Raw genomic sequence first — 11,560 nt, forward strand, 5'->3', positions numbered from 1 at the left:
CGAAAAACGTATCGATATGACGGTGCCATAAGCTTTTGACCCGCAGGACACGATGACCCAAAACGCACAATTCTGGACCCGGATTTCCCGCAAGTATGCTGCCGATCCGATAAAGGACGAGGCAGCCTATGAAAAGACGCTCGCCCGCACCATCGAACATCTCGGGCCGGACGATGCGGTTCTCGAGCTCGGATGCGGCACGGGCACCACGGCGATGCGTCTGGCAGACAACGTCAGATCCTACCTGGCAACCGATTTCGCCGGCGGCATGATCGAGATTGCCGAGGAAAGGCTCGCCGATGCGCGCGGGCAGGGGACAGCACATGAAGGTTTGGGGTTTCTCGTGGCCGACGCTTTTGACGAACGGGTGGTGCCGGCAGGCGACCGGGCGGCAGGCTATGATGCGGTGCTCGCCTACAACTTCCTCCACCTGGTCGAAGAACCGGACGAACTTCAGGCCCGGGTTCATGCTCTGCTCAAACCTGGTGGGCTCTATATTTCCAAGACAGTTTGCCTGAAGGACCGTGCCTGGCTGTTCGCGCCGCTTATCGCCATCATGCAGCTGATCGGCAAGGCGCCATATGTCAACATGCTGTCTTTCCGCTCGCTGGAAGAGATGATCCGCAAGGCAGATTTCGAAATCATCGAGACCGGCAACTACCCTGAGCCGCGCAGCCGGTTCGTGGTGGCCCGGAAACTGTGACGCCGCCGGTTTCCGGCGCTGGCCGGAGAGGCGCACCAGCCGGTTCTACCTGACGGGAGCGCTTGTTGCGTCGCAGGACGAATGCTACCAGTACAGGCCCTTCTGCAGTCATGTTTCCGAAAGCCTGCACATGCTGGTTCGCGACCGCGCGTTTTTCGCGTCCATGTTCCTGACGGTCCTGGCAGACCAGATCCTGCTTTTTCTGGTGCCGCTGGTCATTTTCCAGATCACCGGGAACGTCGCCTGGTCCGGCCTGGCGTTCTTTTTCGAGACGCTGCCGCGCTATCTCACCTTTCCCGTTGCCGGGGTCCTGTGCGACCGGTTTCCGCCGGTCCTGCTGCTGCGGATCAGCCGTCTGCTGAGAGCAGCCGCCTGTGTCATCGGCATTACCGGGCAGATGGTGTTCGGCGGCGTCTGGTGGCTGATAGGCCTGTCGGCGGTGGTGGGCATCCTGACGACACAAGGCATGCTCGCCCTGGAAATGGTTCTGGTGCGGGCTTTTTCCGATCAGCGGTTTGAAAAGGTGGCAAGCTACGGCCAGCTGGCCTCGCAGATGGGGGTGATGCTCGCCCCGCTGGTCGCCGCCTATCTGATGATTTTCTGGCCGTGGGAGGCTGTCGTGGTCGTTGCGACGGGGCTTTTCGTACTCGCAGACGTCGCCTTTGTCTTCTGGCCGGGGCAGACCCGCATGGAAAACCTGCCTCCGGAGCGCGAGCAGCGCCATCCCGTAGCGGATCTGAAACATGCGCTGTTGCTTGTCTGGCGTCTGCCGGGCCTGATGCGGGCCATCCTGCAGGCGTCCGGCGTCAACCTGATTATCGGAGCCACGCTTGCCACGGCCGCGGCGATGATGACCGGATTTTTTGCACAGAGCGAACAGACCTATGCATGGCTGCAGGTCGGCGGCGCCGTTGCGACGCTCGCTGTCCTCAGTCTGACCGCCCACGTGCATCTCGGTCTCAGCACGCTCGGCCGCACCGCCTATGCGCTTATCTGCGTCGGAGCGGTCCTGACCGGTTTAGGCGCTCATCCGCTCGTATACGCCCTCGGTTTCCTGCTGATTGCCGGTTTCGACAAGATGTTCAACATCTATGTGCGCACGCTGCGCAAGGAAATCATTCCGCCAGAGGATTTCGGCAAGACCACCGGTGTCATCATCTGCCTCAACAACCTGTCCCAGCCGCTGGCGGGGCTGCTTGTGGCGCTGTTTGCGGCAGGTGACGATGCAAGGGTCGTGCTTCTCGGGCTTGCGGCGGTCATGGCGGTTCTGGGTGGGGTGACCTTCCGGCGGAGATAGGGGGTGTCAGGCCAGCAGGTTGTCGTTGGTCTGCGAACTGAAAGGCTTCGGGTCCCTGGCGGCATTTTGGCCCGCCTCGCGGACAATTTCCGCGAAATCCGACAGCTGGCCCGCGAGCGGGCTGGACTTGCGCCAGACCATGCCGACGGTGCGTTTCGGCTCCGGCCCCTCGAAACGGGAAATGGCAACGGACGCGGAGCGCGTTTCCACCGGCACGGCCATTGCCGGGATAAGGGTAACGCCCATCCCTGCGCTGACCATCTGCACCAGGGTGGACAATGAGCTGGCATCGAGAACCTCTCGCGGCGGTCCCGAGGGCAGATTGCAGAACGACAGGGCCTGATCGCGGAAACAATGCCCTTCTTCCAGCAGCAGCAGACGCATTTCACGCAAACTGTCTGCGCTCGGCAGCGGTGCGTTTGCCTCCCGGGCCGAACGGACCAGCACGAATGGTTCCTCGAACAGAGGCGTTTCTTCCAGGGAAGTTTCCGAAACGGGCAGGGCGACGATCGCCGTGTCCAGACGGCCGTCCGCGAGCTCCTGAATAAGCTTCGGTGTCACTGTCTCGCGCACATGGATGTCGAGGCCGGGAAAGCGCCCGGTCAGTTCACCGACCACTTTCGGCAGCAGGTAAGGGGCGACCGTCGGAATGACACCGATGCGCAGACGGCCGACCAGCCGCTCGCGCGAGGCACGGGCAAGGTCGCCCAGTTCGTCCGCTGCCCGCAGAATGTCGCGGGCCCGTTCCGCGGCGACCTCGCCAAAATGGGTCAGCCGGACCTGCCGGGCGCCACGTTCGAACAAGGTAGCCCCAAGCGCATCCTCCATATCCTTGATCTGCATGGACAGGGCCGGCTGGGATATCGCACAGGCTTCGGCAGCCCGGCCGAAATGTCTGTGGCGGGCCAGGGCCTCGAAATAGCGGAGTTGTTTGAGGGTGATATTGATCATAAGAATATCTTATCAAACGTATCAGTAAATTCAACTTCCTCTGATGGATCGGTTTTGCTAGTGTGATTTCAGGATAGGCTGAAAGGATGCGGTCGCCGGTTCGCCGGCGGCAGAAATTTGGGCCTCTTCCATCCGAAATTTGAAATTCGTTGGTCTTTCGTCAGAACAGAAACCGCCGGAGCGCCTCATTGAGGGTCAACTCCATGTGGTCAAACGGCTGATTCCAGCGATGCAAGGATTGGTGCCTGGCACCGTAAACTGAACTGGAGAGGTAAATGGACGCTAAGGTGGAAAAGACAGGCGGTTGTCCGGTCATGCACGGCGGCAACACCGCAATGGACAAGCCGGTCACCAAATGGTGGCCGAATGCACTGAACCTCGACATCCTGCACCAGCACGGTGCGCGCACCAACCCGATGGATCCGGACTTCGACTACAAGGAAGCCGTCAAGAGCCTCGACCATGAAGCGGTCAAGGCCGACGTCCGCGCGCTGATGACCGAAAGCCAGGACTGGTGGCCGGCCGACTGGGGCCATTATGGCGGCCTGATGATCCGTCTGGCATGGCATTCTGCCGGGTCTTACCGCATGCAGGACGGTCGCGGCGGCGCCGGTTCCGGGAACATCCGGTTCGCGCCGCTGAACTCCTGGCCGGACAACGCCAGCCTCGACAAGGCCCGCCGCTTGCTGTGGCCGGTAAAGAAGAAATACGGCAATGCCCTGTCCTGGGCCGACCTGATCATTCTGGCCGGCAACATGGCCTATGAGTCCATGGGCTTCAAAACCTTCGGCTTCGGCTTCGGCCGCGAGGACATCTGGGGTCCGGAAACCGATGTTTACTGGGGCTCTGAAAAGGAATGGCTGGCTCCGGCCGAAGGCCGTTTTGAGAGCACCGACGACGCTGCCAGCCTCGAGAACCCCCTGGCTGCTGTGCACATGGGCCTGATCTACGTCAACCCGGAAGGCATCGATGGCAAGCCGGACCCGGCCAACACCGCCATGCAAGTCCGCGAGACCTTCCGCCGCATGGCGATGAACGACGAAGAGACCGCGGCGCTCACCTGCGGCGGCCATACGGTCGGCAAAGCCCACGGCGGCGGTCAGAAGGCCTTTGAGAACATCGGTGTCGAGCCCGAGGCCGGCGGCGTCGAGGCACAGGGTTTCGGCTGGGCCAACCCGGGCCAGGACGCAAAGGCTACGAACGCCTTCACCTCGGGCATCGAGGGCGCCTGGACGCAATTCCCGATCCAGTTCGACATGGGCTATTTCGACTACCTCTTCAATTACGATTGGGAGCTGAAGAAATCGCCCGCCGGTGCCAATCAATGGCAACCGGTGAACATGCCGGAGGACAAGAAGCCCGTCGACGCGACAGACCCGTCCGTCCACCGCAGTCCGATGATGACCGATGCCGACATGGGCATGAAGGTGGATCCGGTCTACAACGAGATCTGCCGCAAGTTCATGGCCGACGAGGCGTATTTCCGCGATGCTTTCGCCCGCGCCTGGTTCAAGCTGACCCACCGTGACATGGGCCCGAAGGTCAACTACATCGGCCCGGACGTCCCGGCCGAAGACCTGATCTGGCAGGACCCGATCCCTGCGGGCTCCACGTCCTACGACGTCGATGCCGTAAAGGCGAAAATCGCTGCAAGCGGTCTGTCCGTTTCGGAAATGATCGCAACCGCATGGGACAGTGCCCGTACTTTCCGTGGGTCCGACAAGCGCGGTGGCGCCAATGGAGCGCGGATCCGTCTGGCTCCGCAAAAGGACTGGGAAGGCAATGAGCCGGAACAACTCGCCAAGGTGCTCGGCAAGCTGATGCCGATTGCGGCGGAAACCGGCGCATCTGTCGCGGATGTTATCGTTCTGGCCGGCAACGTCGGACTGGAGCAGGCCATCAAGGCGGCGCGCTTCAACGTGGCGGTTCCGTTCGCACCGGGCCGGGGCGATGCAACGGATGAACAGACGGATGCGGAATCCTTCGATGTGATGGAACCGCTCGCAGACGGCTTCCGCAACTGGCAGAAGGAAAAATACGCTGTCAGCGCGGAAGAGATGATGCTCGACCGGGCGCAGCTTCTGGGTGTCACCGCTCAGGAAATGACAGCTCTGGTGGGAGGCATGCGTGTGCTGGGCGCCAATCACGGCGGCAGCAAGCACGGTGTCTTCACGGATCGCGAAGGGGCTCTTACAACGGACTTCTTCGTCAACCTGACCGACATGAAGTACAACTGGCTTCCTGTCGCGGACGGCGTCTATGAAATCCGTGACCGCAAGCTGAACACCCTGGAGTGGACAGCAACCAGCGCGGACCTGGTGTTCGGCTCCAACTCGATCCTGCGCGCCTATGCCGAGGTCTATGCCCAGGACGATAACAGGGAGAAGTTCGTCAAGGACTTCGTTGCCGCCTGGACGAAAGTCATGAACGCGGACCGGTTCGACCTGAACTGACAGCAGTCATTCCGGTAAAATTCGAAACGGCGCTCCGAACCTCCGGAGCGCCGTTTTTTTTGAAAAACCTTCAATCCGTCTTCACATGGCTCGGCCAAATTTCGGTGCAAGGCTCTCAATCCCCTGAACTTTCCCGGTCACTGCAGCGCTCCGAACGTCCGGCGCCTTTCCCTGAGTGGCTTCTGTGCCAGGTGTGGCATTCGACAAGCCGGCAAGCCGCAAATCGCAGCGGCCGGTTAGCAAGCGATACCTGTCAGAACTATGCCGGTACAGGGCAATTTGTTTGCGATGCAGCAAGGGTCCGGCATCAGGACTATTCCGTATTTCTCAAAAAGGTCATTGTTCCGACATAAGGATCATGCTGCACTGCAAACCGACCTTGGGTTGTGTTTGCAATCGCCTGAGGCAGGGCTGGCCCTGAGGCCTGCCGAGCGGTTTTGGAGCAGAATGCGAATGTTCGATTTGACGGGTCAAAAAGCCCTGGTTGTCGGGATCGCCAACGATCAGTCCATTGCTTACGGCTGCGCGAGGGCTTTCAGGGCACAGGGCGCCGATCTCGCCGTGACTTACCTGAATGAAAAAGCCGAACCTCATGTCCGTCCGTTGGCCGAGGCGCTGGGAGCGGAGATCATCGCGCCGCTGGATGTGCGCGATGCAGCTCAACTCGATGCGCTGTTTGCGCAAATCACGGAAAAATGGGGAAGGCTGGATACGCTGCTGCATTCCATTGCCTATTCCAGGAAGGAAGACCTCCACGGCCGGGTGATCGATTGCTCCGCCGATGGCTTCGGTGAAGCGATGGACATTTCCGTGCATTCCTTCCTGCGCATGATCGGCAAGGCGGAGCCTCTCATGAGCCATGGCGGCACCTGTATGACGGTTTCCTTCATGGGCGCGCAGAAGGTGGTCGACAACTACGGCGTGATGGGACCGGTCAAGGCAGCGCTTGAAGCCGTGACCCGCTCCGCAGCGGTGGAACTCGGGCCAAAAGGCATATCCGTTCATGCCCTGTCGCCGGGACCGCTTAAGACACGCGCCGCCTCGGGAATTGCGGCGTTCGACGCGCTGCTCAACGACGCCGCCGAACGCGCGCCGACCCATCAACTCGCAACGATTGACGATGTTGGCGCCTATGCGGCGTTTCTTGCCAGCCGGGAGGCTTTCAATGTTACCGGCGTCGTTCATCCGATCGACGGCGGTTACAGCATTCTTGGATAGGAGGTCCCGATGAAGGACATGTTCGACGCTTTCGAAAAAGGCCACAACGAATTTTTGAATGCGCTCAATGACAGCACCGCATGGACACCATCCGCGCGCTTCACGGCGCTGCAGGCCCAGGCCACGGAACTGTCCAATCTTGCGGAACTGATGGGCCGTGGGCTGGGCAAAAATCTGACCAAGATCACCGAAACCCATAAGGAACGCTGGCAGAAAAGCCTGTGGGACTTCAACCAGGCCATGGAAAGCATGGGCCGGACCCAGAAAGCCGGAGGGCTTTTCGGTGCCTGGGAAGACTACTGGAAGGATGCCTCCCAGCGCATGGTCCTGACGATGGACACCCTGCGCCAGCGCGGCGACAATTTTCTCGAGCACGAGGAGGCGGGATGTCCGCCGGTTCTCAAATACGATTATGACGTGGTCCTCGACGGAGCGGATCTGCCGCACCCGAGCTGCTATAGTCTGCTGAAGATCGTACCTCCCAGGGATGCATACTGCCGGGAGCACAAGCCCTGGAAACGGCCCTATATCATCATCGATCCGCGTGCGGGCCACGGCTCCGGCATCGGTGGGTTCAAGCCGGACAGTCAGGTTGGCGTCGCCTTGCGTGACGGTCATCCGGTCTATTTCGTCGCTTTCAGCCGGATGCCGGAAAAAGGTCAGACCCTGGCAGATGTCACCCGTTCCGAAGCGGCATTCGTCCGCAAGGTGATGGAACTGCACCCGGAGGCGCCACATCCCACTATCACCGGCAACTGTCAGGGTGGCTGGGCAACCCTGATCCTGGCGGCAATGAACCCGGACCTGACGGGACCGATCCTGCTGAATGGCGCTCCGGTATCGACCTGGTCCGGCCGGGTGGGAGAAAACCCGATGCGCTACAATGCGGGCGTTCTGGGCGGAACCTGGAACGCGATGTATTATTCCGACCTCGGACACGGTGTCTTCGACGGGGCTGACATCGTCCAGAATTTTGAAATGCTGAACCCGGCGCGCAATTACTTCGGCAAGTACTACGACCTCTATGCCAAGGTCGACACCGAGCCGGACCGGTTCCTCGAGTTCGAACGCTGGTGGGGCGGTTACTTCCTCCTGAATGAAGCTGAAATGAAGTGGATTGTCGAACAGCTCTTCGTCGGCAACCGGCTGTCCAAGAACGAGGCCCAGCTTGAACCGGGTGTCAATATCGACATCAGGCAGATTCGTGCGCCCATCATCGTCTTTGCCAGTTGGGGCGACAACATCACTCCGCCGCAGCAGGCAATCAACTGGATCATGGACACCTATACGGACGAGCGGGAAATCGCCATCCGGGGGCAGCGGATCATCTACATGATCCACGATCAGGTCGGACATCTCGGCATCTTCGTATCGTCGAAAATCGCCAAAAAGGAACACACCGAAGTCACATCGACCCTGAAAACCATCGAAGCGCTGGCTCCGGGTCTATATGAAATGACCATCGACGATTACGAAGGCGATCTCCTGGAGCGCGAATTCACGGTCAGCTTCCATGAACGCACGATGGACGACCTGAAGCTGATTGACGATGGTCGGGACGATGAAATCCCCTTTGCCGCCGTCGCCCGGGCATCTGAACAGCAGGCCGAATTCTACGATGTGTGCGTCCGGCCTTTCGTTCAGGCAGGGGTCACCGAACAGAGCGCCGATCTGCGCCGCAAGACGCATTCGCTGAGGGTTCAGCGGGCTTCGTTTTCAAGTCTCAATCCTTTCCTGAGCGCGTTGCCGGGCTGGGCCGAGCGTGCACGTGAGCAAAGAACGCCCGCCGCTCCGGACAATCCGTTCGTCGAACTTCAGCATGTCAACGCGGCGCTGGTGGAGCAATCGATGGATCTCTATCGGGATCTGCGCGACACGATGTACGAGACTCTCTTTTTCACCATCTGGGGTTCACCCTATATGCGCTGGTTCGGCCGTCCCAGGCAGCCGGGCAGGACACTGAAAGGCAAGGACGAAATGCGCAGTCTGCCGCCGGTGCAGGCCGCGCTGATGCATATGGAGGAAGGCGGGTTCTGCGAAGCGGTGATCCGTATGCTGATCCTTCTGGCCGAAAGCCGTGGCACGGTTCGCCGCGACCGGCTGGAACGCTCCGCCCGGGTACTGAACCAGGACGAGCCGTTCAAGTCGCTGACGCCGGATGAACGCAGTTTCATGCTCCGCGAGCAGACCCTGATCGTGGAATTTGCCCGCGATCAGGCAATCGAAGCCCTGCCCAAACTTCTCTGAACGAGGGAAGACCGTGAACTGGCGTCAAAGGTGGTGCGTTACGTGCCGGGGATCATCGAAGAGATGGCACCCCATACGCTTGAATTGCTGAAAACGTTCAATCAAGTCTTGGGCCTTCCGCCCGTCTCGGGAGACATCACCGAGGATCCGCTCCTGTCAGCGGGCCCGAACGGCGGTGCGCAGACGGTACGCCTGCCGGATCGGCAGAGCGAAGATACACACGGCAAGTTCATGGACGAGGCGGCCGCCCTTATGGAAGAGAAGGTGGTTTCCACGTCTCCTGCACCTGAAAAAAGGTCACCCCGCAAACCTGCCGGCTGCAAGGCGTCTGTTCGCAAGACCACCAGGCCGGCAACCGCCAAATCGGCTGCCTTGCGCAAACCGGCAAAGACTTCCGAAGAACCGGCCGAATAGGACGTGGCGAACAAGGCCTTGCGAATGGGGCGGCCGAACAAGGAAAAGCGGGACGTCCGGGCCTCTCGAACGTCCCCAGAGCCCCTCTGGATTTTATTGGAGTTAGGCTCTGATCTGGAAAAAATTTCGTTTTCCGGCTTATTTGGCAGGGTGCGATATGGCTATCAGCCCATCTGTTCAGGCCACGACAAAAATTAGCTATGTCAGAATAGCAAGAACACCGGGCACGGCAAGTCCGTTGCGGACGGAAAACCGCTATATCGGTATTGCGCCACACGCACCAATTGGCCAAAGGTGAAAACCGACCGAAGTGCCACATCAAGGCGGAACCATCCTGCATGTTTGACTGGGCCTACAAGAAACGCCTGAAAGACGATCTGGAAATATGGGCCGCGAACGGCTGGGTAACCTCCGAAGGCGCGTCAGCCATTCTCCGGGATCAGGAGCGCGACGATGGCCGCTCGCGGTTGCCGATGGCTCTTGCGGGCATCGGCATGGTGTGCGTCGCTCTTGCGGTGTTTGCCTTTATCGCGGCGAACTGGGACGCGATCCCGAAATTCGTGAAGCTCGCGGGAATTGCCGCTCTGGTCGCCGGCAGCCACTGGCTGGCGGCCGTCGCTGCCGTGAAAGACCGAAAGGGCATATCGGACCTGGCAACCGGATTCGCAACGCTTGTGTTCGTCGGCGGCATGGCACTTGTCGGCCAGATATTCCATTTGCCGTCCGACTGGGCTGGTGGGGCTTTTCTGGTTGTTGTCGGGGGCCTTGCCGCCGCCTGGCTGACCGGATCGAAAACCGCACTCGTCGTCGCTTGCGTCGCGGCTGTCATCTGGCAGGTGACCCGGTCTGATATCGGTGCGCCCGATCCGCTGCAGGACCTCATCGGGCTGGTGTTTCTTGTGGCCGTCGCCGCCCACGCTGTCGTTTACCCGGCCCGTCTGTCGCGCTGGGCGGCAATCAGCCTGCTTTGGGTGGCCTATGGCCGCTGGTTTGGCGATACCGCGGATCTGTTGGGTGGCGGGGACGATGCCGTTTCGGCCATGGCATTGGCCGGCGCGGGCGGGCTTGCCGCCATTCTGTTGCAGCTCGACGCCGTTGCGGACCTGTTCGTCAAGTGGTCCAGCGGCAGGCCTGAGCGCCGCCATGGTCACTGGCTGATGACACGTTCGCTGCAGGACGCCGGTCTTCTGGTGCTCTGCGCACTGATTGTGCTCTGTCTGGTTCTTGAACCCGAATTCCACGGCAACCACTATTCGCTCGGCTTGATGGCCATACCGGGCCTGGTGCCTCTGGGGCTGGCGGTTTTCCTGTGTGGCACGGGGCTGCTGTTGTCCTTCAAGTCCGCGAAATCCATGGCGCTGTTCGCGGTGGCCGGGCTCTCACTCCTGACACTTCTGGTGCCTCTTGCAACGGCCAATGTCCCGATCCGTGCCGCAATGTGCCTGGCGGCGCTGACCGCACTTTGCGCGCTTGGGACATGGTACAACAACCGCTTCTGGATGCTGTGTGCCTATCTCGGCCTGACGGCGGTTGCTCTCTGGCTGTTGCAGGTCACGGTCGGATCGCTGCTCGGCCAGTCGCTGTTCTTCCTGGTTGCCGGCCTTCTTCTGCTCGCCATGGCGATCTGGCTTGCACGGGTATTCCGCAAGAAGCAGACCCTTCCCGAGAGCCCGGAGAACGCCCGGGAGACCCGCTCATGACACAGTCTGCCGATGCGATCCCTTCAACCAAGCTGTTTTCCATTCGCGCGATCTACCTGCGCTGGGGGCTGCTTGCGCTCATTCAGCTCGCCCTGATTTCCATTCCCCTTGTCGATCGCCTCCAGGTCCAGTTCACGGGTAAGGTCGTTCAACTGGAAACCGTTCCGGTCGATCCGCGCGACCTCCTGCGCGGTGACTATGTCGTCATCAATCTCGCAATCACCAGCGTTTCAACAGATCTTCCGGGGAGCGACGGATTGCGATCCGGCGACAGGGTCTATGTCGGGCTTTCGGCGGACGACGGCGGCATTGCACGCCCTGTCCTCCTTGCAAAGAGCCGGGACAGCGCAGGCCCATTGGCGATTGCCGGGACGGTTCGGAGCGCGACTGGAGAAACCCTTCGCATCGATTACGGCATCGACGCATTCTTTTTGCCGGAAGGCGAGGGCCGGGTCATCGAACGGCTGGACACGAAACGCGTGCTTCTGGAAGTCTCTATCGCCGAAGACGGGCGATCCCTGCCGCTGACTCTGCTTGTCGACGGAAAAGCCTTCCGCTCCGACAGCATATTTTGACG

The 11,560-nt window shown here is 60.6% G+C and carries 9 protein-coding genes; 8 read left to right on the forward strand and 1 reads right to left on the reverse strand.

Annotated elements, in window-relative coordinates; genetic code table 11:
• Nucleotides 1-52 precede the first annotated feature (52 nt).
• Both OA90_RS14925 and OA90_RS14930 read left to right on the forward strand, forming a co-directional pair.
• Entirely contained in the window at nt 53-703 is a 651-nt protein-coding gene (locus OA90_RS14925; protein WP_068413278.1) for a class I SAM-dependent methyltransferase, read from the forward strand.
• A gap of 130 nt (nt 704-833) precedes the next feature.
• Nucleotides 834-2,000 (forward strand): MFS transporter, encoded by a 1,167-nt coding sequence (locus tag OA90_RS14930; protein WP_068413281.1) that lies wholly within the window; start codon nt 834-836, stop codon nt 1,998-2,000.
• Nucleotides 2,001-2,006: 6 nt separating this feature from the next.
• On the opposite strand, the gene OA90_RS14935 is transcribed toward OA90_RS14930, so the two are convergent.
• Nucleotides 2,007-2,951: a LysR substrate-binding domain-containing protein gene (locus tag OA90_RS14935; protein WP_068413284.1), complete on the reverse strand. Its 945-nt coding sequence runs from the start codon at nt 2,949-2,951 to the stop codon at nt 2,007-2,009.
• A 275-nt stretch (nt 2,952-3,226) separates the two neighbouring features.
• On the opposite strand from OA90_RS14935, the gene katG reads away from it, so the two are divergent.
• The 6 genes from katG (at nt 3,227) to OA90_RS14960 (ending at nt 11,558) form a co-directional block, all read left to right on the forward strand.
• Nucleotides 3,227-5,404, forward strand: coding sequence for a catalase/peroxidase HPI (katG, locus tag OA90_RS14940; RefSeq protein ID WP_068413288.1), 2,178 nt, complete (start codon nt 3,227-3,229; stop codon nt 5,402-5,404).
• A gap of 453 nt (nt 5,405-5,857) precedes the next feature.
• The gene (gene fabI, locus OA90_RS14945; RefSeq protein ID WP_068413291.1) at nt 5,858-6,622 is read left to right on the forward strand and encodes an enoyl-ACP reductase FabI; all 765 of its coding nucleotides are present in this window, start codon (nt 5,858-5,860) and stop codon (nt 6,620-6,622) included.
• 9 nt (nt 6,623-6,631) lie between these two features.
• Nucleotides 6,632-8,869 (forward strand): DUF3141 domain-containing protein, encoded by a 2,238-nt coding sequence (locus OA90_RS14950; RefSeq protein WP_244274636.1) that lies wholly within the window; start codon nt 6,632-6,634, stop codon nt 8,867-8,869.
• Nucleotides 8,870-8,899: 30 nt separating this feature from the next.
• Nucleotides 8,900-9,283 carry a hypothetical protein gene (locus OA90_RS29515; RefSeq protein WP_244274638.1) on the forward strand — a complete coding sequence of 128 codons (384 nt, stop codon included), beginning with the start codon at nt 8,900-8,902 and terminating at the stop codon, nt 9,281-9,283.
• A gap of 338 nt (nt 9,284-9,621) precedes the next feature.
• Nucleotides 9,622-10,983, forward strand: coding sequence for a DUF2157 domain-containing protein (locus OA90_RS14955; protein ID WP_068413643.1), 1,362 nt, complete (start codon nt 9,622-9,624; stop codon nt 10,981-10,983).
• Nucleotides 10,980-11,558 carry a GDYXXLXY domain-containing protein gene (locus OA90_RS14960; RefSeq protein ID WP_068413294.1) on the forward strand — a complete coding sequence of 193 codons (579 nt, stop codon included), beginning with the start codon at nt 10,980-10,982 and terminating at the stop codon, nt 11,556-11,558. The genes OA90_RS14955 and OA90_RS14960 overlap by 4 nt, the downstream gene beginning before the upstream one ends.
• The last annotated feature ends 2 nt before the right edge of the window (nt 11,559-11,560 follow it).

This window comes from Labrenzia sp. OB1 (genome assembly GCF_001624695.1).
In the GTDB taxonomy this organism is placed as follows: Bacteria; Pseudomonadota; Alphaproteobacteria; order Rhizobiales; family Stappiaceae; genus Roseibium.

Coding starts and splice junctions, on each gene's coding strand:
- OA90_RS14955 (WP_068413643.1), top strand. CDS start 9,622: ATGTTTGACTGGGCCTACAAGAAACGCCTGAAAGACGATCTGGAAATA.
- OA90_RS14950 (WP_244274636.1), top strand. CDS start 6,632: ATGAAGGACATGTTCGACGCTTTCGAAAAAGGCCACAACGAATTTTTG.
- katG (WP_068413288.1), top strand. CDS start 3,227: ATGGACGCTAAGGTGGAAAAGACAGGCGGTTGTCCGGTCATGCACGGC.
- OA90_RS14935 (WP_068413284.1), bottom strand. CDS start 2,951: ATGATCAATATCACCCTCAAACAACTCCGCTATTTCGAGGCCCTGGCC.
- fabI (WP_068413291.1), top strand. CDS start 5,858: ATGTTCGATTTGACGGGTCAAAAAGCCCTGGTTGTCGGGATCGCCAAC.
- OA90_RS14960 (WP_068413294.1), top strand. CDS start 10,980: ATGACACAGTCTGCCGATGCGATCCCTTCAACCAAGCTGTTTTCCATT.
- OA90_RS14925 (WP_068413278.1), top strand. CDS start 53: ATGACCCAAAACGCACAATTCTGGACCCGGATTTCCCGCAAGTATGCT.
- OA90_RS14930 (WP_068413281.1), top strand. CDS start 834: ATGCTGGTTCGCGACCGCGCGTTTTTCGCGTCCATGTTCCTGACGGTC.